The following is a 24,056-nucleotide window of genomic DNA, read 5'->3' on the forward strand; positions in this document are numbered from 1 at the left end:
TTCGATTCGGACGGTGATCACTTGGTCAGCACGAAGCCCTTGAGCTTGGCGAACGCTTGATCGAGCAGCGCCTTCTGCTGCTCCTGGTGGAGGTGGGCGTAGCCGACGGCGGGCGACGCGGACGCAGGCCGGCCGGCATAGCCAAGCTTCTGGCCGTCGACCATGTTCTCGTGGATGTAGTGCTGCACGAAGAACCAGGCACCCTGGTTCTGCGGCTCGTCCTGGCACCAGACCACCTCCGTCGCGTTCGGGAACTTCTTCAGCTCCGCTGCGAAGGCCTTGTGCGGGAACGGGTAGAGCTGCTCGACGCGCAGGATCACCACGTCGAAGGCCTTCTTCTCGTTGCGCTGCTTGATCAGGTCGTAGGCGACCTTGCCCGAGCACGCGATGATGCGCTTGACCTTCTGCGGATCGACGTCCGGGTTGTCCGTGCCGATGACGGTGCGGAACTCGCCCTTGGTGAACTCCGACAGCGGGGAGGTGGCGTCCTTGTTCCGCAGCAGCGACTTGGGCGTCATGATGACCAGCGGCTTGCGGAACATGCGCACCATCTGCCGGCGCAGCAGGTGGAAGATCTGGCTGGCCGAGGTCGGCTGCACCACCTGCATGTTGTTGTCGGCGGCTAGCTGCATGAAGCGCTCCAGGCGGGCCGAGCTGTGCTCGGGGCCCTGGCCTTCGTAGCCGTGCGGCAGCATCATCACCAGGCCGTTGACCCGGCCCCACTTCACTTCGCCCGAGGCGATGAACTGGTCGATCACGACCTGCGCACCGTTGACGAAGTCACCGAACTGCGCCTCCCAGATCACGAGCGTGTTGGGTTCGGCGCTGGCGTAGCCGTACTCGAAGCCGAGCACCGCCTCTTCCGACAGGATCGAGTCGATGACGGTGTACGGGGCCTGGTTGTCGGCCACGTGCTGCAGCGGGATGAACGTGCCTTCGTCGAACTTCTCGCGGTTCTGGTCGTGCAGCACGGCGTGGCGGTGCACGAAGGTGCCGCGGCCGCAGTCCTCGCCCGACAGGCGCACCGGGTAGCCCGAGGCCACCAGCGACGCGTAGGCCAGCGTCTCGCCCATGCCCCAGTCGACGTTGATCTCGCCACGGCCCATCGCGGCGCGGTCGGCGATGACCTTCTCGACCAGCGGGTGCAGCTTGAAATGCTCGGGGATGGTGGTCACGCGCTCGGCCAGGCGCTTGACCTCGGCCAGCGGCAGCGCGGTGTCGGCCGCATCCGTCCACTTGCGGTTCAGGAACGGCGCCCAGTCGACGGCGTACTTGCTCTTGAAGTTGGTCAGCACCGGGTCGACGGTGTGGCGGCCGGCGTCCATCGCGGCGCGGTAGGCCTTGACCATGCTGTCCGGGCCTTCGGGCGGCAGCACGTTCTGCGCGACCAGGCGGTCGCCGTAGAGCTTGCGCGTGCCAGGATGCTTGCCGATCTTCTTGTACATCAACGGCTGGGTCAGGCTCGGGGTGTCCTGCTCGTTGTGGCCCAGCTTGCGGAAGCAGACGATGTCGACGACGACGTCCTTGTTGAACTCCTGGCGGTAGTCCATCGCGAGCTGCGTGCACAGCACGACCGCTTCCGGGTCGTCGCCGTTCACGTGCAGCACCGGCGCTTCGATCATCTTGACCACGTCGGTGCAATACAGCGTCGAGCGGGTGTCGCGCGGGTCGCTGGTCGTGAAGCCGATCTGGTTGTTGATGACGATGTGGACCGTGCCGCCGGTGTAGTAGCCGCGGGTCTGCGCGAGCGCCAGCGTCTCCATCACCACGCCCTGGCCGGCGAAGGCCGCGTCGCCGTGCACCAGCACGGGCAGGACCTGGTCGCCCTCGGTGTCGCCGCGGCGGTCGAGGCGGGCCTTGACCGAGCCTTCGACCACCGGGTTGACGATCTCCAGGTGCGAAGGGTTGAACGACAGGCTCAGGTGCACCGGGCCGCCGGGGGTGGACACATCGCTCGAGAAGCCCTGGTGGTACTTCACGTCGCCGGCCGGCAGGTTCTCGGGGGCGGTGTGCTCGAACTCGGCGAACAGGTCCTTGGGCATCTTGCCCAGGGTGTTGACCAGCACGTTCAGGCGGCCGCGGTGGGCCATGCCGATGACGATTTCCTGCACGCCCTTCTGGCCGGCGCGCTGCACCAGTTCGTCCATCGAGACGATGAAGCTCTCGCCGCCTTCCAGCGAGAAGCGCTTCTGGCCCACGAACTTGGTGTGCAGGTAGCGCTCGAGGCCCTCGGCGGCCGTCAGGCGCTCCAGGATGTGCTGCTTCTGCTCCGCGGAGAACGACGGCTTGCTGCGGATGCTCTCGAGCTTCTCCTGCCACCAGCGCTTTTCGGCGGGCTCGGTGACGTGCATGTACTCGGCGCCGATCGAGCCGCAATAGGTCTCGCGCAGGGCCTGCACGATCTGCCGCAGCGTCATCTGGTCGGCAGAAGTGAAATAGGTGTTCGTGGCGCTGAACACGATGTCCATGTCGGACTCGGTCAGGTCATAGAACGCCGGCTCCAGCTCGGCGATCTTGGGGCGCTCGGTGCGCTTGAGCGGATCGAGGTCGGCCCAGCGCGAACCCAGGAAACGATAGGCAGCGATCAGCGACTGCACGTGCACTTGCTTGCGTGCGATCGCGAGGTCGGTGTTGCTGGCCTTCAGCGCGAAGGCGCCGGCCTTGGCGCGCTGCGCGAACGACTCGATGACAGGCGCGTGGGCCACGTCTCGGTTTTCGGAACCATCCACCGCAGGCACGTGCTGCAGTGCATCGAAATAGGCGCGCCAGTTGTCGGGCACCGAGCCCGGGTTGTCGAGATAAGCCTCGTACAGCTCTTCGACATAAGGGGCGTTGCCCCCGAACAGGTACGAGTTCGACCTGTATTGCTCCATCATTTCGCTCACCTCACGCACCCGTCTCGGGCACTGTTGGCTGGTTGGAAAACCTTCCGCGACACGGCTTGACCGGTTGGCGGATTGCGACCCGCCTGAGCTGCTGCCAGCAAAGGGGACGGGAAGGACCTGCTTGTCACCAAGGCGCGGACTGTAGCACCGCAGACACAGGCCCGCCTATCCTGGTGCAGACAGCCTCGTTGCGAGTTGTTGTTCGCGCACAAAAGCGGGGTTAGTCCGGCTTTGCACCGGCGCGGCGCGGCGGGTCTATTCCTCTGGCAGGCCACGCAGACCGGCCATCACCGGCGCGAGCGCCTGCCGTGCATCCTCGAGCAGGCCGGGCAGCGCCTCGGCATCGCCCTCGCCTGCGCAGATCACCTCGATCGCACGCGCCGCCAGGTGCACACGCTGCGCACCCAGGGTGCCCGACACCCCGGCAAGATCATGGGCGAGCCGCCGTGCCGCAGGTTTGTCGCCAGCGCTCCACGCGGCCTCGAGCCGCTCGGGGATGTCGTGCTGGGCATCGCGGAACTTCAGCAGCAGCCGCCGATACAGCCGCTCATTGCCCATCGTGCTGGCACGTCCGATCGCCACATCGATACCAGGCAGGTGCTGCATCGGGTCGGTGCCCGCAGGCGGCGCGGCAGGGGCGAACACCGGCAGCGGCGTGCTGCCGCCGTTCCGGTCGGGCCGCACGCAGCGGGCCAGCGCAGCAAACAGCTTCTCGGCATCGATGGGCTTCGGAACGTGATCGTTCATGCCCGCCGCCAGCACACGGTCGCGATCGCTCGCCAGGCCGGCAGCCGTCATCGCGATGATCGGCAGGCCGTGCCAGCGCGGGTTGGCGCGGATCAGTCGGGTGGCCTCCAACCCATCCATCACCGGCATCTGCAGGTCCATCAGCACGCCGTCGAAGAGGACGGTCGACAGGGCATCCAGGGCCTCGCGGCCATGAGCGGCCAGGCTGACCTTGGCGCCGGCGCGTTGCAGCAGGTCGAGCGCCAACTCCTGGCTGATCGGGTTGTCTTCGACGAGCAGAAGATGCAGCCCGTCGAAGCGGCGGCCGGCTCGCGTGGCCGTCGCGGCCGGTGACGCGGTCGGTGATGCGGCCGGCCGCGCCCGCAGCGCCGCCAGGCTCGCTCGTACGAGGCGGTCGGGTGTCACCGGCTTGACGAGAACATCCTGTATATCCACCCGCTGGAGCTTGGCCTGGGCCACCGCCTCCTCGCCGCCGAAGCCGGTCGCCATCACGAGGATGGGGGCCGTCGCACCTGCGTGGCCCCGCAACTGGCGAGCGCAGCTGACGCCGTCCATGCCGGGCATCCGCCAGTCCACGAAGATCAAGTCGAAGGGCCGGCCGGCCTGCCGGGCCAACGTGGCGGCACGCAGTGCATCCCAGCCGTCCGCGGCGATTTCCACCTGCAGGCCAAGGTCGCGCGCCATGTCGCCGAGGGTCCGCGCCACCAGCGCGTTGTCGTCAACGATCAGCGCGCGCCGACCGCGCAGAGGCACGCCCCCCACCGCAAGGGCTGCGCCGTCCTCGGACGCCTCGAAATGGAAAGAGGCAGGAAGGACGACAGGATCGGCGTCCGACCCGGGATGCAGCACCACGAACTGCAGGGACAGCACGCCGTCCTTTCGCCCGCACTCTTCGACCCGGATCACGACTTCGCCGGACTGCGCGCCGTCGATGACCCGCTGCGCGATGTCAGCCAGCGCCCGCAGCAGCCAATCGGCATCGCCGGTGAGGCGGTCTGGCAGCGAAACAGGCATGGTCAGCAGCAGCTCCACGGACCTGTCGTCGGCCTGCGCGGAAAGCCTCCCTGCGAGGTCGTCGATCAACTCGGCCAAGCGGAAGGTGGCGTGCTCCATACCGGGTTTCCTGCTCAGGTCTGGGGGGTCAAGCGCTGACGCGGCGCGCGCCCAACCCCTCGTCGACCGCATGTCGAGAATCTCTCTCCAACTGCCGGCACCACAACCGCCGTGCCGGGAACCGCCAGCTGGGGCCGGCGAAGGGTCGGCGGCCGAAAAACCTTTCGGTGATGCGCCGACGCCTGCGCCGTGTCAATACGATAGCGCGGATCGTACAACAACAAAAAATCAGCGCGCGTTGAACGCATAAATTCCAATATTCACCACCTCACATTTATCAAATGAGGCTCTGAATATCAGAATGAGGCCTGGGTTGAGTGCCGACCGGTAGCCCTCAACCTCACAGGCGTCCGTGGGGCAGCACGGTTGCGGAGACAGAAGCGGTCGACGTGCCGGATGAGCGGCGGCCGTCTGGGCGTCTTGAGACGGCCATCCAGCAACACCACCACCCTTACGACAAGCCAGATGCCTTAACGAACGCGAGCTGGAAATTCAAAATATACAATATGAAAAATATAATAAAATATACGTCTCATATGGAGAATTTATCGCATTTAAACTCGCCAAATGCATCAATAAAGGCCGGCTTGACTTTCTTCCAAAGAAAGCGTCTGTGACACTAAGCCGCAGCTTCGGGGGCACTGGCCTCGGCGGACAAACGCGGCAAATGCTTTGCCAGCGCTTTGCGCAGCAGCGGCTCGAGCTGGGCCACCAGTTGAAGTTTGTGCGCCACCGGCACGCCGGCGAGCGCGAAGGCATAAGGCGCCCGCTGCTGCTCGTCGAGCGACGTCATGACGATCAACTCGCTGTTGGCAAACTGCGGGTGCGAGCGCAGGCTCGCGATCAAGGTCGCGCCGTCGATACCCGGCAGCAGGATGTCGACGATCAAGACCTGGGGTTGGAGCTGCCCGTACATCGCCAACCCGGCGATCCCGTCGTCCGCTACATGCAACTCGACCTCGGGATACTGTTCACGCACGAGCAGCGAGACCAGGTTCTGGAAGTGCGATGAATCCTCGACCAGCAGCACGCGCGGCGCAGCGCTCTCGGCCTTGCCTGCGAAGCTCCCGCCGGCCCCCGACGAGACATGCATGCGGTTGACCGCGATCCACCTCTCGACCGACACCTTCGAAATGCGTCGATGCCCACCGGGCGTCTTCCAGGCTTCCAACTCACCACGATCGACCATCAGCTGCACCGAGCGCACCGCCAAGCCAAGCAGGCGCGCCGTTTCAATGGTCGTGTAGAACGCCGACGTGGTGACTTCTTCGGCGGGGGGCGTGGTTTTCGCGTTCATATGGCGTTGATTATTTCATCCGCAAAGCGGTTGCGGCTATTTTTAAGCACCGAATTAAGACGTGTTTATGTAGCAGATCCGATCAAGGGACAACCCTGATGGCCCAGCCCCCGCGACCCCCGCACGCATATCTGCAGTTTTTGTCATGTTCGAGCCACTGTGGGCGGTACAAGAGCGCGAAAGACCGGCCAGCGGCCCAGAGCCTGCAGCAATCGGCGTGCGAGACCGGCTCCGGCGACAACTGCACATTCGTACCGACTGCGTAAAAGCTGCACACCAAGTTACCGAGCCGCACAAGGTGATATCGGCGCGAAGCGCACGCACTTGACCGTAAGTGACTGCAAGTGCGTGGGCATGACACCTGCCCGCTGCGTCAGCACCGGAGGGATTGCAGCAGGCCCGACGCAGACACCAGGAGATCGCCATGACCGACCGCCACATCAACAAAGACCAACTTCCCCTCTCGTTCGGTGCCTTCAAGCCCACCGGGCACGTCGTGCTGGTTTACGCCGACGACCGCGCTCCCGCGCTGACCGAAGCGCTGCGTGCACGTGGCTTGGCCGAAGCCGACATCGTCTCGATGACGTCTGAAGAAGTCGCCGAACGCTTCAAGGCGCTGCTGCCCGACACGAGCGGCGCGTCCGGCTTCGGATCGGAGATCCAGTCGATGCGGCAGATCTACATGCTGGCGCTCGAGGGCCACGGCATGGCCATCGTGCGCGTGCCCGACGACCGAACGCGCAGCCACGTGGTGGCCGTGGCGCAGGAACACGATGCCGTGCTGGCCAAGGAATACGGCCGCCTCACCGTCGAGGAATTGCTCTGAAGCAGGTCGGCATGCTGGCGTCGGCAGGCAGACGCAGGGTTCGGCGGCGCATCATCGGGTCTTCGAGCCTTTCCCATCCGATGCAAGCCCGAGCTCATGCCGACACTCACCTGGCTGGACGATGACGCCACCCCCCTTCCCGACACGCGCCACGCCCTCCCCGCCGGCTCCGAGGCCCCCGGCCTGCTGGCTGCCGGCGGGCGGCTGACCCTCGAGCGCCTGGAGGAGGCCTACCGCAGGGGCGTGTTCCCCTGGTTCTCGGACGGCCAGCCCGTGCTGTGGTGGAGCACGGATCCGCGCATGGTGCTGCGCGTTGCCGACTTCAAGCTGTCGCGGTCGCTGCGCAAGACCCTCGTGAAATTCCTGCGGACGCCGGGCTGCGAGGTCCGCATCGACAGCGCCTTCGAGCGCGTCATCGCGGCGTGCTCCGGCACGCCGCGGCAGGGTCAGTCGGGCACGTGGATCGTCCCGGAGATCGTCGACGCCTACGTGGCATGGCATCGCGCCGGCCGCACGCACAGCGTGGAAACCTGGATCGATGGCGAGCTGGCGGGCGGGCTGTACGGGGTGTCGATCGGCCGCATGTTCTTCGGCGAGTCGATGTTCTCGCTGCGCACCGACGCCTCGAAGATCGCCCTGGCAGCGCTGGTGTGCTTCTGCCGCGCGCACGGCATGCCGCTCATCGATTGCCAGCAGAACACGCAGCACCTGGCCTCCCTCGGCGCCCGAGAGATGGCGCGCACGGACTTCGAAGCGCACCTGGCGCACGCCGTGCCGGCGCCCGGCCCCCGGCTTTGGTCCTATGATCCAGCGCACTGGGCCCAGCTCGGACTGCGCGGAGAGCCAAGCGCGTGACCTACCCGAAAGACCTTCCGCTCGCGTCACTGCAGTTCTACGCAACGGCGCCCTATCCCTGCAGCTACCTCGCCGGACGCATGGCGCGCTCCCAGGTCGCCACGCCCAGCCACCTGATCCATGCCGACGCCTATTCCGGGCTCGTGGCCAACGGCTTTCGCCGCAGCGGCATGTTCACGTACCGCCCCTACTGCGACGGCTGCCGCGCCTGTGTGCCGCTGCGCATCCTCGCGAACCGCTTCCAGCCCACCCGCAGCCAACGCCGCGCCTGGAAGGCGCATGCCACGCTGAAGGCACGGGTGCTGCGGCTGTGCTTCGTGCCCGAGCACTACCAGCTCTACCTGCGCTACCAGTCCGGCCGGCACGCGGGGGGCGGGATGGACCACGACAGCGTCGACCAGTACACGCAGTTCCTGCTCCAGAGCCGCGTCAACTCGCGCCTCGTCGAGTTCCGCGAGCCCAGCAGCGACGGCCTGGGCACGCTGAAGATGGTGTCGATCCTCGACGTGCTCAACGACGGCCTGTCCGCGGTTTACACGTTCTACGAGCCGGAGCCGCACACCAGCTACGGCACCTACAACGTCCTGTGGCAGATCGAGCAGACGAAGCTCCTCAAGCTTCCGCACGTCTACCTCGGCTACTGGATCGGCGAGAGCGGCAAGATGGCCTACAAGGCCCAGTTCCAGCCGCACGAACTGCTGCAGGACGGCAGCTGGGTGGAGTCCCCCGCAACCACCGCGTCCTGAGGGCGACATCTGGCACGCAGGTCGTGACCGATTGCGCAGATGTGCGTGCAAGTGCTTTCCGCACGGATCCCGCACATGCAGGATTGCTTCCTGATGTAAGCAATTCCAACCGTTCAGCCGCCCTTTTCGGACGGTCCACGGCGGTGCGCGAGGGGACAGGACATGGAGCAAGGAGTACCGGCTCATTCCGGCGTTGCGGCATCGACCGACGGCGGCACCGGCGCCGCCTTGCGCGACAGCGAGGCACGCTTCCGGCAGATCGCCGAGGAGATCGACCTCGTCTTCTGGGTCTGCGAACTCGAACCGCAGCTGCACGTCAGCTACGTCAACCCGGCGTTCGAGCGGATCTGGGGCCGGCCGGCCCGCAGCCTCTATGCCGACCCGCGGCTGTGGCTGCACAGCGTGATCCCTGCCCACCGCGACCGTGTCGAGGCGGCCTTCCGGCGCTGGCGCGAGGACCCGTCGAGCGCGGGCTACGCCGTCGAGTACATCGTCGAGCGGCCGGGCGGCGAGCAGCGCTGGATCCGCGACCGCGGCCGCGCGATGCTCAGCCCGGTGACCGGGCGCCCCCGCCGCCTGACCGGCGTGGCCGAGGACATCACCTCGCGCAAGCGGGCCAAAGCCGCGGCGGCCCAGGTTCAGCAGGAACTGCGTGAACTCGCCGAGGGCCTGCCCCAGCTGGTGTGGACCTGCCGGCCCGACGGCGAATGCGACTACCTCAGCCCGCAGTGGGTGGCCTACACCGGCGAGCCCGCCGCGCAGCAGCTCGGCCGCGGCTGGCTGTGCCATGTGCATCCCGACGACCGGGCCGCCCTCGAGGCGTCGATCGACACCGCGTTGCGGCGCCAGAGCCCCTGCGAGAGCGAGCATCGCCTGCGGCGCCACGACGGCACGTACCGCTGGTTCCAGAGCCGGGCCTGGCCGGTGCGGGACGCGTCGGGCGCGATCAAACGCTGGTTCGGCACCGCCAGCGACGTGCACGACCTGAAGAGCACGCTGGCCGCCCTGGGCACCAGCCGCGCCTGCCTGGCGGCAGTGCTCGACAACCTGACCGAGGGCCTGCTCATCAGCCCGCTGGAGGGGGGCACGGTGGCCCTCAACCCCGCGGCCCGCGCGCTGTTCGGCGTCACAGGGGAGGCGGATGTCGCGCGGGACCGGCTGTTCGACGGCTTCAGGCTGTTCGGACTCGACGGCACCGAGCTGCCCGCGGGCCGGCAGCCGCTCTCCCGGATCGAGCGCGGCGAATCGATCGAGCGCCTGGTGCTGCGCCTGGTCCATGTGGCCGCGGGCTGGGAGAAGGTGATGGACTGCCGGGGCGCGCGTGTCAGCGATCCGCAGGGCCGCCCCATCGCCGCGGTGCTGCGGGTGACCGACGTCACCGAGCGACATCGGCATGCCGCCGAGATCGCGCGGATGAACACCGAGATGGAGCAGCGCGTGCGCGAGCGCACCGCCGAACTGGAGGCCGCGCTGAAGCAGCTGGAGGCCTTCAGCTACACCGTGTCGCACGACCTGCGCGCACCGCTGCGGGCGCTCGACGGCTTCTCGAAGATCGTGCTGGACGAATACGGCCCGCAGCTGCCGGAGTCCGGCCGCCGCTACCTGGGCATCATCCGGGACAGCGCCCAGAAGATGGGACGGCTGATCACCGACCTGCTCGCGTTCTCGCGCACGGGCCGCGTGCGGCTCAGCCGCCGGGCGGTGAACACGCAGGCGCTGGTCACGGAGGCCGTCGCCACGCTGGCGCCACTGCGCGAAGGGCGCCGGATCGACCTTCGCATCGGCAGCCTGCCCCCGTGCCACGGCGACGTGTCCCTGCTTCGGCAGGTGTGGGTGAACCTGCTGTCGAACGCCTTCAAGTACAGCCGCCAGCGCGACCCGGCGGTGATCGAGGTCAGCGGCGAGGCCGCGGCCGACGGCAGCGTGCGCTACCGGGTGCGCGACAACGGCGTGGGCTTCGACATGCGCCACGCCGACAAGCTCTTCGGCGTGTTCGAGCGGCTGCACCGCACCGCCGAGTTCGAGGGCAACGGCGTGGGGCTGGCCATCGTGCAGCAGATCCTGGAGCGCCACGGCGGCAGCATCCGCGCCGAATCGGCACCCGGCGACGGCGCGACCTTCCAGTTCCATTTGCCCGCGGCCTGACCATGAGCCCTTCCGCCAGCATCGACCTGCTGATCGTCGAGGACGACCCGCTCGATCTCGAACTGACGATGCGCGGGCTGCGGCAGGCGCCCCTGGTCGGCGGTGTGCATGTGGCCCACGACGGCCAGGAGGCCGTGGACTTCATGCTCGGGCTTGGGGCGTACACGCTGCGGCGCGACGCGGAGCCGCCCCGGCTCGTGGTGCTCGATGTCAAGCTGCCCAAGCTCAGCGGCTTCGACGTGCTGGCGCGGCTGCGCTCTAACCCCGCGACGAGCATCGTGCCCGTCGTCATGCTCAGCTCCTCGCAGGAACGCAACGACGTGCTGCGCAGCTACCGGCTCGGCGCCAACAGCTACATCGTCAAGCCGGTGGAGTTCGAGCGCTTCGTGCGTGCGCTGCGCTATGTGGGCCGCTACTGGCTGGGCCTGAACCAGCCGCCCGAGGGCACCGGGTTCGTCACCCAGACCTGAGCGCCGCGGCGCGCCGCCGGTGCACCTGCAAGCGGCCGGCTTTCCGAGTCGGTGCAAACTCATGGTTTTTCCGGACCTGCACCCCCATGACGCCCGACCGCAAGCCGATCACCCTGCACCGCCTGCGCGAGATGCATGCCGCCGGCGAGAAGATCGCCATGCTCACCTGCTACGACGCCACCTTCGCGCAACTGCTGGATGCCGCCGGCGTGGACGTGCTGCTGGTGGGCGACTCGCTCGGCATGGTGCTGCAGGGCCAGGCGAGCACGGTCCCGGTGAGCCTGGACGACATGGCCTACCACGTCGCCTGCGTGGCGCGCGGCAACCGCAGCGCCTGGGTCGTCGGCGACCTGCCCTACGGCAGCTACCACGCCTCGCACGAGCAGGCGCTGGCCAGCGCCGTCAGATTGATGCAGGCCGGCGCCCACATGGTCAAGCTCGAGGGCGGCGGATGGACGGCGCCGCTGGTGCGCTTCCTGTCCGAGCGCGGCATCCCGGTCTGCGCCCACCTGGGGCTCACGCCGCAGTCGGTGCATGCGCTGGGCGGCTGGCGCGTCCAGGGCCGCGACGACGCTGCGGCCTCGTTGATGCGCCAGCACGCCCGCGAGCTGGCCGACGCCGGCGCGCAGATGCTGGTCGTCGAGCTGGTACCCAGCGCACTGGGACGCGACCTGGCCGCCGAGCTGCCCATCCCTGTCATCGGCATCGGCGCCGGCGCGGGCTGCGGCGGGCAGGTGCTGGTGCTGCACGACATGCTCGGCTTCACGCGCGGCAAGCTGCCGCGCTTCGTGCGCAACTTCATGGAAGACAGTGCGGGGGCCGAGGCGGCCGTGCGCCGCTACGTGGGGGACGTGAAGGCCGGGCGCTTCCCCGACGACACGCTGCACGGCTACTGACGGCCGCGCCGAGGAGACACAGCACATGGACACCATCCACCGCATCGACGAACTGCGCGAGGCGCTCGCCGGCGGCCCGCGCCCCGCTTTCGTGCCGACGATGGGCAACCTGCACGAGGGCCACCTCGCGCTGGTCCGCCAGGCCCGGGGGCTCGGCCGCCCGGTCGTCGCCAGCATCTTCGTCAACCGGCTGCAGTTCGCGCCGCACGAGGACTTCGACCGCTACCCGCGCACCCTGCAGCGCGACAGCGAGCTGCTGCAGGCGGCGGGCTGCGACATCGTCTTCGCCCCCGACGAGCGCGAGATGTACCCCACGCCGCAGAGCTTCAAGGTGCAGCCGCCGGCCGAGCTCGCCGACATCCTCGAAGGCCACTTCCGCCCGGGCTTCTTCACCGGCGTCTGCACGGTGGTGATGAAGCTGTTCCAGATCGTGCAGCCCTCGGCGGCGCTGTTCGGCAAGAAGGACTACCAGCAGTGCATGGTCGTGCGCGGCATGGTGCAGCAGTTCGCGATGCCGATCGAGGTGGTGGGCGGGGAGACGGTGCGGGCGGAGGACGGCCTGGCCCTGTCCTCGCGCAACGGCTACCTGAGCGCAGCCGAACGCGCCGAGGCGGTGGCGCTGGTGGAGCAGCTGCGCAAGGTCGCGGCCGCCGTCCGGCTGGACCGCCGCCGCATCGGCCTGGTCGAGGAAGCGGCGATGCATTCGCTGCGCGAACGCGGCTGGCAGCCCGACTATGTCGCCGTGCGCCGCCGCGCGGACCTGGCTGCCCCGGCGGCTGCCGACGATCCGCTCGTCGTCGTGGCCGCGGCCAGGCTGGGCACCACCCGCCTGATCGACAACCTGGAGATCTGAGGAGTACCCCCAAGATGCAGCTCGTTGGCATGCTCGATTCGCCCTACGTGCGGCGCACCGCGATCTCGCTGCGCCTGCTCGGCCTGCCGTTTGAACACCGCTCGGTCTCGGTCTTCCGGCAGTTCCCCGAGTTCCAGGCCGTGAACCCCGTGGTGAAGGCGCCGACCCTCGTCTGCGACGACGGCGAGGTGCTGATGGACTCCACCTTGATCATCGACTACGCGCAGGCCCTGGCCGGCACGCGCCGCAGCCTCATGCCGGCCGCCCTGCCCGAGCGCCAGCGCGCACTGCGCCTGGTCGGCCTGGGGCTGGCCGCCTGCGAGAAGGCCGTGCAGATCCTCTACGAGCGCCGGCTGCGCCCGGCCGACCGGCAGCATGCGCCCTGGCTGGAGCGTGTGCACGGGCAGCTGCTGGCCGCCTGCGATGCGCTGGAGGCGTCGATCGCCGCGCAGCCGCTGGCCGCCACCACCGACACCATGGACCAGGGCGGCATCACGGCGGCGGTCGCATGGCAGTTCATCCAGGCGACCGCCGCGGACCTGGTGCCTGCCGCGCGCTACCCGGCGCTCGCCGCCTACTCGGCCCAGGCCGAGGCACTGCCCGACTTCATCGCACTGCCGCCGGTGTAGCGGGCGCACGGCGCGCTCAAGTTCCGGTCACGACGACCCGATCTACCGGGCATCGTCCCGCAGGAGCTTGATCCGTGCCCACTGTTCCCGCCACGCCCATGGCCCCCTTCGTCCAATGCGCCGGCACGCTGCCGGCCATGCCTGAAGTCGCCCACACGCTGATCCGGTCCTTCTCGCGCGACGACCTGTCGCTGCACGAGGTGGCGGGCTTGATCGGCCGCGACCAGACGCTGGCCGCCAAGGTGCTGCGGCTCGCCAACTCGCCGCGCTACTCGCCGTCGCACAGCATCGCGACGCTGAAGGACGCCGCCGCCACGCTGGGCCTGCGCGCGCTGCGCGACCTGACGCTGTCGGCCTGCATGAGCGGGGCCTTTCCCGCGGTCATCGGCTTCGACCGGCTGGCCTTCTGGCGCTCCACGCTGGCGCTGGCGGCCTACACGCAGCCGCTGGCCCGCGCGCTGGACTGCGACGAGGACATCGCCTACCTCGGCGGCCTGGTGCTGCGCACCGGGCAGATCCTCATGCTGATGGCCGACCCCGAGCACGCCGTGCTCGTGCACTACCAGTCCACCGCCGTCGACAGCGTGATCGGCGTGGAGACCCGGCTGGTCGGCTGCAGCCACCCGGAGATCACCGCCGAGCTGGCGCACCAGTGGCGCTTCCCGGACACCCTGGTGATGGCCTTGAACGCGGCGGTCGACCCGCTCGCGACGCGCCCCTTCAACCGCCTGGGCGCGCTGCTGCGGCTGGCCAGCGTCGTCACCGACTGCCGCGACCTCGGCGTGCCGGTCGACGAGGGCCTGCGCGCGGCCCAGCCGGCCCTGGTCGAGCACCTGCAGCTCGACCTCCCCTGGCTCCTGGAGCACCTGCCCGACCACCGGCTGGCGACCGCCGGCGTCGAGGCGCTGGTGCACTGAGCGCTGCTTCAGCCAGCCACCACCGCAATCCCCTTCAGCTGCCCGGCCGCCTTGGAAGACGCCGGCCGCGGATAGCGCTTCGCATCGAAGCGGTGCAGCAGTTCGGCCTCGCGCACCTTCGCCAGCGCCACGTTGGCGATCTTCACGTGGCCGTAGCCGCGCATCTGCTGTGGCACCGTGGCGATCTCCTTCGCCAACGCCAGGTTCTTCGCATCCAGCGCCGGCAGCAGCTCGTCGAGGCGCCGCTCGAACGACGCGATCAGCTCGCGCTCCATGCGGCGCTCCTCAGTGCGGCCGAAGACGTCGAACACACCGCCGCGCAGCGCCTTGCCCTTGGCGAGCACCTTCAGTGCCGGCATCAGCCACGCGCCGAAGCGCAGCTTCTTCGGCGCCTGGCCCTTGGCCGGCGGGCTCAGCAGCGGCGGCGCCATGTAGAACTCCAGCTTCACGTCGCCTTCGAACTGCTGCGCCAGCTGCGCGCGGAAGCCACCGTCGGTGTAGAGGCGCGCCACCTCGTACTCGTCCTTGTAGGCCATCAGCTTCAGCAGGCTGGTGGCAGCCGCGCGGGTGAAGGGCAGCGAGGCATCGCCGCCCAGCGCCGACTCGCGTTCACGCAGGCGTTCGACGCGATCGGCGAACCGGCGTGCGTAGGCCGCGTTCTGGTAGCCGGTGAGGTGCGCCACGCCACGTGCCACCAGCGCGTCCAGCGTTTCGCCGGCGGGGGCATGCTCGCCTTCGGGCGGCTGCGACAGCAGCGCCTCGCAGGCCTTGGGGTCGGCCGCGGCCAGGCGGCCCAGCGAGAACGCCAGCTTATTCGAATCGACCGCCACGTTGTTCAGCTCGATCGCACGCAGCAGCGCCTCCAGGCTCACCGGCACCAGGCCGCGCTGCCAGGCGTAGCCCATCGCCAGGATGTTGGAGACGATGGTGTCGCCGAGGAAGGCCTCGGCCAGGCCCTGCGCGTCGAAGGTCTCCACGCGGTCCTCGCCGGCCGCGAACTCGAGCTTGTCGAGCAGCAGGTCGACCTTCAGGCTCGCGTCGGGGTTCTTCAGCGATTCGGCCACCGGGATCTCGTGCGTGTTGGCCAGCACGCGGGTGCGGCCGTGGCGCACGGTCTGCAGCGCTTCCGGCGATGCGCCGACGACCACGTCGCAGGCCAGGATGGCATCGGCCTGCTGGGTGTCGATGCGCACCTGGTTCAGCCGCTCGGGCGTGTCGGCCAGCCGCACGAACGACAGCACCGAGCCGCCCTTCTGCGCGAAGCCCATGAAGTCGAGCACGCTGGCGCTCTTGCCCTCCAGGTGCGCGGCCATCGCGATCACCGCGCCCACCGTCACCACGCCCGTGCCGCCGACGCCGGTGACCAGCAGGTCGTAAGGCCCCGTCCAGACATGGGCCGCGGGGCGCGGCAGCGCGGCCACCTGCTGCGCGAAGCGCTCGCTGCCCGCACCCACCAGCGCGCCCGTCTTCTTGCGCAGCTTGCCGCCCAGCACGCCGACGAAGCTGGGGCAGAAGCCCTTGGCGCAGGAATAGTCCTTGTTGCAGCTCGACTGGTCGATCTTGCGCTTGCGGCCAAACTCGGTCTCGTTCGGCAGCACGGCCACGCAGTTGCTCTGCACGCTGCAGTCGCCGCAGCCTTCGCACACGCGCTCGTTGATGAAGAGGCGGCGCTGCGGGTCGACCATCTCGCCCTTTTTGCGGCGGCGGCGCTTCTCGGCGGCGCAGGTCTGCTCGTAGATCAGCACGGTGACGCCTTCCACCTCGCGCAGGCGTCGCTGCACGGCGTCGAGCTGGCTGCGGTCGTGGAACTCGGTGCCGGCCGGGAAGCGGCCCTTGTGCGCGTCGTACTTGGTGATGTCGTCCGACAGCACGATGACCTGCTTGACGCCTTCGGACTCCACCTGCCGCGCGATCGCGTCGACGCTGATGATGCCGTCGACCGGCTGGCCACCCGTCATCGCCACGGCGTCGTTGAAGAGGATCTTGTAGGTGATGGTGGCCTTGGCCGCCACGGCCTGGCGGATCGCCAGGTAGCCCGAGTGGTAGTACGTGCCGTCGCCCAGGTTCTGGAAGACGTGCGGCACCTTCGTGAACATCGAATGCGACACCCAGTCGACGCCTTCGCCGCCCATCTGGATCAGGCCCGCGGTGTCGCGGTCCATCCAGTTGGCCATGAAGTGGCAGCCGATGCCTGCGCGCGCGGTGGAGCCTTCGGGCACGACGGTCGACGTGTTGTGCGGACAGCCGGCGCAGAAGTACGGCACGCGCTTGACGGTGTCGGCGCCGTTGGCCAGCAGCTCGGGCGGCGTGAAGTCGCGCACCAGGTGGCGCTTGTCCATCTGGGGGTTGCCGGGGAAGTGGCGCACCAGCCACTGGTCGACCAGCTGGATCAACCGCGAAGGCCGAAGCTCGCCCAGCGCCGACACCAGCGGCCTGCCCTGCACGTCGAGCTTGCCGACGAGCGCCGGGCGCTGCGGCTCGTTGTAGAACAGGTCGCGCAGCTGCGTCTCGACGACGGCACCCTTTTCCTCGATGACGAGGATCTCCTTCAGCCCCTGCGCGAAGGCCTTCATGCGCGAGGTCTCGAGCGGGAAGCTCAGGCCCACCTTGTAGAGCCGCACGCCGGCCTCGGCCAGCATCGCCGGCGTGATCTCCAGCCGGCGCAGCACCTCCATGAGGTCGAAATGCGCCTTGCCACAGGTGACGATGCCCACCGTGGCGTGCGCCGACTCGATGACGTGGCGGTCGATCGAATTGACCGCCGAGAACGCACGCACCGCGTCGAGCTTGTCGACCAGGCGCGACTCGATGCGCAGCGAAGGCAGGTCGGGCCAGCGGTAGTGCAGGCCGTCGGCCGGCGCCTGGTGGCCGGTGCGGGCGCGCACGGCGTCGGCATCGGCCCAGGCGGCCACGCGCGATTCGATGATGTCGAGGTCGACCGTGGAGCCGCTTTCCACCACTTCCGACAACGCCGTCATCCCGACCCAGGCGCCCGAGAAGCGGGACATCGCGTAGCCGTAGAGCCCGAACTCCAGGTACTCGGCCACGTTGGCCGGCGACACGACGGGCATGCTCCAGCCCATCATCGCGTGGTCGCTCTGGTGCGGCATCGATGAGCTCACGCAGCCATGGTCGTCACCCGCCACCACCACCACGCCGCCGTGCGGCGACGAGCCGTAGGCGTTGCCGTGCTTCAGCGCATCGCCCGCGCGGTCCACGCCCGGGCCCTTGCCGTACCACATCGCAAACACGCCGTCGACGGTGCGTTCGGCGTCCGACTCCACCCGCTGCGTGCCCAGCACCGCGGTAGCGCCCAGTTCCTCGTTGATGGCCGGCAGGAAGCGGATGCCCTGCTCGGTGAAGCGCTTGCCGGCCTTCCAGATGGCTTGGTCGAGCATGCCCAGCGGGGAGCCGCGGTAGCCGCTGACGAAGCCCTGCGTGTTCAGGCCCGCGGCCTCGTCGCGCGCGCGCTGCATCAGCATCAGCCGCACCAGCGCCTGCGTGCCGGTGAGGAAGATCTGGCCGCCGGTGGCCCACAGGCTGTGGGCGAGCTGGTAATCGGGGCGGACGATGGGCGACGCAGCGGTCGTTGTCTCTGAAGTTGTCATGGCGTGCAGCTCGACCGTGAGGCTTGGAATGGGCAAAGGATAGGTTCGCCCGCCGAGTAATCGGTGCTTTGTTTACTGCCGCATCGCTATGATTCGAGTAAATCCTTCTTCTTTACAGCGATGAACGAGGAAATTTCACTCGACGCCTACAGCCTGCGCATCCTGGCCGAGCTGCAGCGCGATTCGCGGCAGACGGTGCAGCAGCTCGCCGAGGCCGTGGGCCTGTCGCCCAGCCCCTGCTGGAAGCGCGTGAAGGACATGGAAGCCGCCGGCGTGATCCGCGGCTACACGGCCCGGGTCGACCCCGAGAAGGTGGGCCTGGCGCTGCGCGTGGTGGTCGAAGCCAACCTCGAGAAGCACAGTGAAGACCTGGTGCGACGCTTCGAAGAAGCCGTGGCGGCCAGCCCGAACATCGTGCAGTGCCACAGCACCACCGGCCAGGCCGACTACGTGCTGACCGTGCTGGCCAGCGACATCAAGCGCTACGAGCAGTTCCTGCACGACACCATCTTCAGGCTGCCGGGCGTGACGCACGTGCGCTCGTCGATCGTGCTGCGGGAGGTGAAATCGGAAACGGCGCTGCCCGTGCAAGGCAGCGCCGTCTCGGCAGCGCCGGCGCCGCGGGCGCGGCGCAAGGCGTGAGGGGGATGCGCCTCAGGCGACGTTCACCGGGATGCGGCGCGGCTGCGCGTGCTGCGCCTTGGGGATGCGCAGCTTCAGCACGCCCTGCGAGAGCTCGGCCGTCACCTGCTGGCTGTCCAGCTCCTTGCTGAGCGTGAAGACGCGGCGGTAGCGCGCGCGTTCCACCTCGACGTGGCGCACGGCCAGGCCCTCGGGCTGCACGAGCTGCACGGTGCCTTCGATGGTGAGCGTGTCGCGCTCGACGTCCAGCGCCAGCGACTCCTTGCTCACGCCGGGCAGGTCGGCGTACAGCGTGATGCCGGTGGCGTCCTCGATCACGTCGACGGCCGGCACGATCGCGGGCTCGTTGCGGCGGGAGGCGCCAGCCTGCTCGGCCGGGCGGGCCGATGCCGGGGCCGTGTCCCCGGCGGGGGTCTGCGCGAATGCAACGCCGCGCTCCTGGTAGGCGGCGGGAACGGTGGAGGTGTTCATCGTCGGATCCTTCGTCAAGAACGTCATTGCACGGTGATGCGGCGCGGCTGCTCGGCCTGGCGGCGTTGCACGCTCACGCGCAGCACGCCGTCGGTGTAGCTGGCCGACACGCCCTCGGGATCGGCGTCGTCCGGCAGGCTCACCACCCGGCGGAACGAACCGGCGAAGCGCTCGTTGATGTGCAGCGAGGTCTTGCCGTCCTGGGAGGGCTCGGGCAAGGCGCTGCGGCGCTCGCCGGCCACGCTCAGGATGCCGCGGTCGAGCTGCACGTCGATCGACGCCGGATCGAGGCCCGGGGCGAAGGCATACACCTCGAACGACTGCGGCGTGCTGCCGACGTTCAGGGCGGGATAGCCGCCGCGGGCATGGCCGCGGATGCTGGGCGTGAGGTCGAAGGCCTGCTGCACGTCGCGCTGCAGCCGGTCGAACTCGGCGAACAGGTCTCGGGAGAACAGGGATAGGGCCACGGCTGACTCCTCGTAGGGGGTTGCGGGAAGCGCCGCGAGGGCCGCGGCGCCGATGCACCAACAATGCGATCGGCCGCGGAGGTTTCAAGGGGGTCCGCTGCAAGCGATTTTTGTGGCGCGGGCAGCCGCGCAGTCCGCCAGCGACCGCCGCTGCGCATCCGCGTACAGCGCCATCTCGTCGATCGTGCGGCGCCCGAGCGACTGCTTGAAGACCTCCCGGCTCGACGGCGCGCCTGCGTGCGGCGGCCGCACGTCGCCGAGGTTGGACTGGAGGATGCCCGCCGCGGCACGGCCCCGCGCCGTCGGGAAGTACCGGTAGTACGCCAGGCCCTGGGCCCGGAGCTGCTCATGGCTGTCCGGGAAGGCGCGGAACGCACGCTCCAGCGCCTCGGCATGGCGTGCCGGACGGGCCGCGGCGGACACGCCGCGAGCGCGCCGCGGGCCGTGTGCAGCAGCCGGTCGTAGAGCCGCCGTCCGGCCGGCGTCAGCGCCGCGCCGCGCTGCTCGACCTCGCCGAAGCGGGCCGTGTGGCAGCCATGCTCGCCCTCGGCCTGGCCGAGGAAGCGGATGCGCTCCTCCAGCGCCTTGAAGCTGGCCTGGCGCAGCAGGAGGGGGCACCGGCGGCGCGGCGGTCCTCCGATCACGGCATTTGCGCGCGCGCCGTGACGATGCGGCGGCGCTCGCGCGTAGGAAAGGGGGCGCGCAATTCGTCGGGGTCCACCAAACGTGCGACATGCATCGCTCTGCTGCCCCCGGCCTAACGGCCCTTGAGGCGGCGCGCATCGAACGCGTCGCGCCACTGCAGCGTGGTGTAGGTCAGTTGCGCGGCGACACGGCCCGCGACGCCGTAGCTGCGGGGCAGGCCGAAGCGGCCGAAGCCGCGCGGCAGCTGCGTGGCATGGACCAGCGCATCGGCCAGCGCCTCGCCGGCCACGGCCGTCGGCGCCATGCCGTGGCCGCCGAAGCCGACCGCGTACCACACGCCGCGCTCGTCTCGCCCGATCTGCGCCATCTGGTGCCTCGCGTAGCTCATCAGCCCACCCCAGGCGTACTCGATCTCCACATCCGCCAGCTGCGGATAGACGTGCGCCAGGTCCTGCTTCAGCAGCCTCGCGATGGCCTGCGGCGCGCGGTCGAGGATGGAGATGCGCCCGCCCCAGAGGATGCGGCCATCGGCCAGGGGGCGGTAGTAGTCGAAGGCGAAGCGTGTGTCGTAGACCGCCGAGCGGCAGGCGATCGCCGACTGCAGGCGGCTGCCCAGCGGCTGCGTCGCCACCACGTAGGTGGCGATCGGCATGACCGACCGTTCGACGGGCCGGTACACGCCGCGCGCGTAGCCGCCGCCGGCGAACACCACGTGGTCGGCATGCACCTCGCCGCATTCGGTGAAGACCACGAAGCGGCCGGCCCGGCGCTCGATGCGCAGCACCGCGGACTGCTCGTGCACCCGCACGCCCAGGCCCTGCAGCGCCCTCGCCACCCCGGCGACGTACTTCAGCGGATGGAAGTGGAAGGCGTTGCGCTCCAGCAGGCCGCCGTGGTAGCGCTCGGTCTTCAGCAGGTCGCGCAACGCGCGCTGCGGGATGGGCTCCCACTCGACGCCATAGACCTCCTGCATCAGCCGGCGCGGCCGCTCCAGCCGGGACGGGTCGGCGAACCAGTTGGCCAGGATGACGCCCTCGTCCACCAGGTCGCAGTCGATGCGGTAGCGCGCGATCCGGCGACGGATCAGCTCGATGGCATCGGTCGTCAGGCGGTAGAGCCGGCGCGCCTCCTCCGCGCCGAGGCGGTCGCACAGCTCGGCATTGCCGAGCCCGTAGCCGCCGAACACGAAGCCGCCGTTGCGCCCCGAGGCGCCGTGGCCGACGCGGTGCGACTCCAGCACCGTGACCTCGCACAGGCCCCGCTCGGCCAGCCCCAGCGCCGTCGACAGGCCGGCCAGCCCGCCGCCGAGGATGCACACGCGTGTGTCGCTCCGCCCGCGTGCGGGCGCGCAAGCCGGCCGCTCCGCCGTCGCTTCGTAGAACGTCAGTCCCGGATCGATCGTCATGCCATGCGCCCTGCCGGGCCCGCCCTCCTGTACGCCACGGCGCCGCTACCCGCCGTCGGCACGGCCTGCGCCGGATAGTGCGCCGTCGCCGCCAGTGGCGCCGTGTCGCCGGCACCGGACTGCTCCAGCAGGTTGCAGCCGGGGAAGTCCATCTCCGGGTAGCCGACGAAGGCCGACGGCGTGCAGAGCTTGCGCAGCCCCCAGATCGCGACGAAGAGCACCAGCCCCACACAGGTCGAGATCGCACCGTACCAGTCGACCTGGCCCTTCAGGAGCGCCTGGTAGTTCTGGCCCAGCATCACCACCAGGCACAGCACGAACGCGAACATCGGGCCGAACGGGAAGAACCTCGCCACGTAGGGCAGCCGCGCCAGGTCGTGGCCCTGCTGCAGGTAGCCCCGCCGGAACCGGTAGTGGCTGATCGAGATGCCCAGCCACGCGATGAACCCAGCATGCCCGAGGTGTTGAACAGCAGGATGCGCCAGAAGATGAGCGCCGCAAAACCACCGGCGACGGGCGCCTCGCCGCCGATGAAGACGACGATCGTCGCCACCTTCACCAGCGCGAACCAGTACTCGGTCTCTCCGAAGAGCTTGACCGACCCGAGGTTGAGCAGCGTGATGACCGCCAGGAACGCTGCGCTCCAGACGAAGCCCGGCACGTCCGGGAACCAGTAGGCCATGATGATCTGGGAGGCGACCAGGTCGGCCGCGATGGTCACGTCCCAGGCGTACCAGTAGTTCCACGCCAGCTCGCCCAGGCTCGTCATCAGGAAGTACACCATCGCGCCGATGGCTGGTTGTCTCGGTGCCAGCATCGGGGCGGCCGCACGGCCGCCGGGTTCGGGGCGATTCCTGCGTGGGCAGGTGCGTCGAGGGTTCGGCGAGCGGTGCTCCTCCTTTCAGTCGAAGACGATGCCCTGCGCCAGCGGCAGCGCGCGGGAGTAGTTGACGGTATTGGTCTGGCGGCGCATGTAGCCCTTCCAGGCATCGGAGCCGGACTCGCGGCCGCCGCCCGTCTCCTTCTCGCCGCCGAACGCACCGCCGATCTCGGCGCCGCTGGTGCCGATGTTGACGTTGGCGATGCCGCAATCGCTGCCCACCGCGCTCTGGAAGGCCTCGGCCTCGCGCAGGTCAGTCGTGAAGATGCTGGACGACAGGCCCTGCGGAACCTCGTTGTTGAGCTGCAGCGCCTCGTCGAAGCTGTCGTAGGCCATCACGTAGAGGATGGGCGCGAAGGTCTCGTGCCGCACCACCGCCGTCTGGCCCGGCATCTCGACGATCGCCGGGGCGACGTAGTAGGCGCTGGGGAACTCCGCCTGGCACACGCGCTCTCCACCGGACACCACGCCGCCCTCGCGGCGTGCCTGCACCAACCCCTCCTGCATGGCGTTGAACGCAGCGCGGTCGATCAGCGGGCCGACCAGGTTGTCCTGCCGGGGATCGCCGATGCGCACCCGGGCGTAGGCGGCCCGCAGGCGGGCGAGCAACTCGTCGCGCATCGAGCGGTGGACGATCAGGCGGCGCAGCGTGGTGCAGCGCTGGCCGGCGGTGCCGACGGCGCTGAACAGGATGCTGCGCACCGCCATGTCGAGGTCGGCGCTGGGCGCCACGATCATCGCGTTGTTGCCGCCCAGCTCCAGGATGCACCGGCCGAAACGTGCCGCCACGCGCGGCCCGACCTCGCGCCCCATGCGCGTGCTGCCGGTGGCGCTGACGAGCGGCACGCGCGGGTCGTCGACCAGCGCCTCGCCGGCCGCGCGGTCGCCGATCACCACCTGCGACAAGCCCGCTGGCGCATCACCGAATGCCGCCAGCGCCCGCCCGAGCAGCGCCTGGCAGGCCAGCGCGGTGAGCGGGGTCTTCTCCGAGGGCTTCCAGACCACCGCGTTGCCGCACACCAGCGCCAGCGCGGCGTTCCAGGCCCACACGGCGACGGGGAAGTTGAATGCACTGATCACCCCGACGACCCCCAGCGGATGCCAGGTCTCGCGCATGTGGTGGCCCGGCCGCTCCGAGGCGATGGTCAGGCCGTGGAGCTGGCGCGAGAGCCCGACCGCGAAGTCGCAGATGTCGATCATCTCCTGCACTTCGCCCAGGCCTTCCTGGGTGATCTTGCCGGCCTCGACCGACACCAGTTCGCCCAGCGCCGCCTTGTGCTCGCGCAGCACGTCGCCGAACAGGCGCACCAGTTCGCCGCGGCGGGGCGCCGGCACCTGCCGCCAGGCCAGGAAGGCCCGGTGCGCTGCACCGATGCGTGCGGCGACCTGCTGCGGCGCCTCCAGCGCCACGCGGGCGATGAGGCTGCCATCGATGGGGCTGTGCACCGCATGCCCGGCCTCGGCGGCCCATGCGCCCGAAGGCACGCCCAGTTTCTTCAGTAGACCGTCGACCACGTCGGCTCCTCTCGGCAAGGGTCTTCATACAGGACCCGGGCTAG

Annotated in this window: 19 protein-coding genes and 2 pseudogenes; 10 read left to right on the plus strand and 11 right to left on the minus strand. The window is 69.2% G+C overall.

Annotated elements, in window-relative coordinates:
• Positions 1-17: 17 nt before the first annotated feature.
• From V4F39_RS19185 to V4F39_RS19195, 3 genes are all read right to left on the minus strand, one after another.
• Positions 18-2,876 (minus strand): 2-oxoglutarate dehydrogenase E1 component, encoded by a 2,859-nt coding sequence (locus V4F39_RS19185; RefSeq protein WP_378235000.1) that lies wholly within the window; start codon positions 2,874-2,876, stop codon positions 18-20.
• Positions 2,877-3,140: 264 nt separating this feature from the next.
• The gene (locus tag V4F39_RS19190) at positions 3,141-4,745 is read right to left on the minus strand and encodes a response regulator (protein ID WP_332291412.1); all 1,605 of its coding nucleotides are present in this window, start codon (positions 4,743-4,745) and stop codon (positions 3,141-3,143) included.
• A gap of 619 nt (positions 4,746-5,364) precedes the next feature.
• Positions 5,365-6,042 (minus strand): response regulator, encoded by a 678-nt coding sequence (locus V4F39_RS19195; protein ID WP_332291413.1) that lies wholly within the window; start codon positions 6,040-6,042, stop codon positions 5,365-5,367.
• 424 nt (positions 6,043-6,466) lie between these two features.
• On the opposite strand from V4F39_RS19195, the gene V4F39_RS19200 reads away from it, so the two are divergent.
• The 9 genes from V4F39_RS19200 to V4F39_RS19240 all read left to right on the plus strand — a co-directional run bounded on the left by V4F39_RS19200 (position 6,467) and on the right by V4F39_RS19240 (position 14,379).
• Complete coding sequence (locus V4F39_RS19200) at positions 6,467-6,868, plus strand: Ntn hydrolase family protein (RefSeq protein WP_332291414.1); 402 nt, start codon at positions 6,467-6,469, stop codon at positions 6,866-6,868.
• A gap of 96 nt (positions 6,869-6,964) precedes the next feature.
• A complete protein-coding gene (aat, locus tag V4F39_RS19205) occupies positions 6,965-7,723 on the plus strand; it encodes a leucyl/phenylalanyl-tRNA--protein transferase (protein ID WP_332291415.1) in 759 nt (252 codons plus the stop codon).
• Entirely contained in the window at positions 7,720-8,469 is a 750-nt protein-coding gene (locus tag V4F39_RS19210) for an arginyltransferase (protein ID WP_332291416.1), read from the plus strand. Before aat ends, V4F39_RS19210 begins: the two co-directional genes overlap by 4 nt.
• Before the next feature lie 162 nt (positions 8,470-8,631).
• A complete protein-coding gene (locus V4F39_RS19215; RefSeq protein ID WP_332291417.1) occupies positions 8,632-10,614 on the plus strand; it encodes a PAS domain-containing sensor histidine kinase in 1,983 nt (660 codons plus the stop codon).
• 2 nt (positions 10,615-10,616) lie between these two features.
• A complete protein-coding gene (locus V4F39_RS19220) occupies positions 10,617-11,084 on the plus strand; it encodes a response regulator (protein ID WP_332291418.1) in 468 nt (155 codons plus the stop codon).
• Between the two features lie 86 nt (positions 11,085-11,170).
• Positions 11,171-11,980: a 3-methyl-2-oxobutanoate hydroxymethyltransferase gene (gene panB, locus V4F39_RS19225; protein ID WP_332291419.1), complete on the plus strand. Its 810-nt coding sequence runs from the start codon at positions 11,171-11,173 to the stop codon at positions 11,978-11,980.
• Positions 11,981-12,005: 25 nt separating this feature from the next.
• Positions 12,006-12,833, plus strand: a complete 828-nt coding sequence (panC, locus tag V4F39_RS19230) for a pantoate--beta-alanine ligase (protein ID WP_332291420.1) — start codon at positions 12,006-12,008, stop codon at positions 12,831-12,833.
• A 14-nt stretch (positions 12,834-12,847) separates the two neighbouring features.
• Complete coding sequence (locus tag V4F39_RS19235; protein WP_332291421.1) at positions 12,848-13,462, plus strand: glutathione S-transferase; 615 nt, start codon at positions 12,848-12,850, stop codon at positions 13,460-13,462.
• 98 nt (positions 13,463-13,560) lie between these two features.
• On the plus strand, positions 13,561-14,379 hold the full coding sequence (locus tag V4F39_RS19240; RefSeq protein WP_332291422.1) for an HDOD domain-containing protein: 819 nt from the start codon (positions 13,561-13,563) through the stop codon (positions 14,377-14,379).
• Positions 14,380-14,387: 8 nt separating this feature from the next.
• On the opposite strand, the gene V4F39_RS19245 is transcribed toward V4F39_RS19240, so the two are convergent.
• Entirely contained in the window at positions 14,388-17,987 is a 3,600-nt protein-coding gene (locus V4F39_RS19245; RefSeq protein WP_332291423.1) for an indolepyruvate ferredoxin oxidoreductase family protein, read from the minus strand.
• A gap of 120 nt (positions 17,988-18,107) precedes the next feature.
• On the opposite strand from V4F39_RS19245, the gene V4F39_RS19250 reads away from it, so the two are divergent.
• The gene (locus tag V4F39_RS19250; RefSeq protein ID WP_332291424.1) at positions 18,108-18,629 is read left to right on the plus strand and encodes an Lrp/AsnC family transcriptional regulator; all 522 of its coding nucleotides are present in this window, start codon (positions 18,108-18,110) and stop codon (positions 18,627-18,629) included.
• 12 nt (positions 18,630-18,641) lie between these two features.
• On the opposite strand, the gene V4F39_RS19255 is transcribed toward V4F39_RS19250, so the two are convergent.
• From V4F39_RS19255 to amaB, 7 genes and pseudogenes are all read right to left on the minus strand, one after another.
• On the minus strand, positions 18,642-19,100 hold the full coding sequence (locus tag V4F39_RS19255; protein WP_332291425.1) for an Hsp20/alpha crystallin family protein: 459 nt from the start codon (positions 19,098-19,100) through the stop codon (positions 18,642-18,644).
• A 23-nt stretch (positions 19,101-19,123) separates the two neighbouring features.
• Entirely contained in the window at positions 19,124-19,567 is a 444-nt protein-coding gene (locus V4F39_RS19260) for an Hsp20/alpha crystallin family protein (protein WP_332291426.1), read from the minus strand.
• 84 nt (positions 19,568-19,651) lie between these two features.
• Complete coding sequence (locus tag V4F39_RS19265; protein WP_332291427.1) at positions 19,652-19,990, minus strand: 2-oxoadipate dioxygenase/decarboxylase family protein; 339 nt, start codon at positions 19,988-19,990, stop codon at positions 19,652-19,654.
• Positions 19,991-20,046: 56 nt separating this feature from the next.
• A pseudogene (locus tag V4F39_RS27215) lies at positions 20,047-20,367 on the minus strand (2-oxoadipate dioxygenase/decarboxylase family protein); the annotation flags it as partial.
• Positions 20,325-21,617: an NAD(P)/FAD-dependent oxidoreductase gene (locus tag V4F39_RS19270; protein ID WP_332291428.1), complete on the minus strand. Its 1,293-nt coding sequence runs from the start codon at positions 21,615-21,617 to the stop codon at positions 20,325-20,327. The gene V4F39_RS19270 and the pseudogene V4F39_RS27215, both read right to left, overlap by 43 nt.
• Positions 21,614-22,458, minus strand: a pseudogene (locus V4F39_RS19275) (amino acid permease); the annotation flags it as partial. The pseudogene V4F39_RS19275 and the gene V4F39_RS19270, both read right to left, overlap by 4 nt.
• Positions 22,459-22,518: 60 nt before the next feature.
• Complete coding sequence (gene amaB, locus V4F39_RS19280) at positions 22,519-23,997, minus strand: L-piperidine-6-carboxylate dehydrogenase (protein WP_332291585.1); 1,479 nt, start codon at positions 23,995-23,997, stop codon at positions 22,519-22,521.
• Positions 23,998-24,056 lie beyond the last annotated feature (59 nt).

Origin of the sequence: Aquincola agrisoli, from assembly GCF_036621135.1 — a bacterium.
Lineage (GTDB): Bacteria > Pseudomonadota > Gammaproteobacteria > Burkholderiales > Burkholderiaceae_C > Aquincola > Aquincola agrisoli.

What these genes read in the sequence shown, in the direction of transcription:
- V4F39_RS19185 (WP_378235000.1), bottom strand. Translation starts at nt 2,876, where the DNA reads ATGATGGAGCAATACAGGTCGAACTCGTACCTGTTCGGGGGCAACGCC.
- V4F39_RS19190 (WP_332291412.1), bottom strand. Translation starts at nt 4,745, where the DNA reads ATGGAGCACGCCACCTTCCGCTTGGCCGAGTTGATCGACGACCTCGCA.
- V4F39_RS19195 (WP_332291413.1), bottom strand. Translation starts at nt 6,042, where the DNA reads ATGAACGCGAAAACCACGCCCCCCGCCGAAGAAGTCACCACGTCGGCG.
- V4F39_RS19200 (WP_332291414.1), top strand. Translation starts at nt 6,467, where the DNA reads ATGACCGACCGCCACATCAACAAAGACCAACTTCCCCTCTCGTTCGGT.
- aat (WP_332291415.1), top strand. Translation starts at nt 6,965, where the DNA reads ATGCCGACACTCACCTGGCTGGACGATGACGCCACCCCCCTTCCCGAC.
- V4F39_RS19215 (WP_332291417.1), top strand. Translation starts at nt 8,632, where the DNA reads ATGGAGCAAGGAGTACCGGCTCATTCCGGCGTTGCGGCATCGACCGAC.
- V4F39_RS19220 (WP_332291418.1), top strand. Translation starts at nt 10,617, where the DNA reads ATGAGCCCTTCCGCCAGCATCGACCTGCTGATCGTCGAGGACGACCCG.
- panB (WP_332291419.1), top strand. Translation starts at nt 11,171, where the DNA reads ATGACGCCCGACCGCAAGCCGATCACCCTGCACCGCCTGCGCGAGATG.
- panC (WP_332291420.1), top strand. Translation starts at nt 12,006, where the DNA reads ATGGACACCATCCACCGCATCGACGAACTGCGCGAGGCGCTCGCCGGC.
- V4F39_RS19235 (WP_332291421.1), top strand. Translation starts at nt 12,848, where the DNA reads ATGCAGCTCGTTGGCATGCTCGATTCGCCCTACGTGCGGCGCACCGCG.
- V4F39_RS19240 (WP_332291422.1), top strand. Translation starts at nt 13,561, where the DNA reads ATGGCCCCCTTCGTCCAATGCGCCGGCACGCTGCCGGCCATGCCTGAA.
- V4F39_RS19245 (WP_332291423.1), bottom strand. Translation starts at nt 17,987, where the DNA reads ATGACAACTTCAGAGACAACGACCGCTGCGTCGCCCATCGTCCGCCCC.
- V4F39_RS19250 (WP_332291424.1), top strand. Translation starts at nt 18,108, where the DNA reads ATGAACGAGGAAATTTCACTCGACGCCTACAGCCTGCGCATCCTGGCC.
- V4F39_RS19255 (WP_332291425.1), bottom strand. Translation starts at nt 19,100, where the DNA reads ATGAACACCTCCACCGTTCCCGCCGCCTACCAGGAGCGCGGCGTTGCA.
- V4F39_RS19270 (WP_332291428.1), bottom strand. Translation starts at nt 21,617, where the DNA reads ATGACGATCGATCCGGGACTGACGTTCTACGAAGCGACGGCGGAGCGG.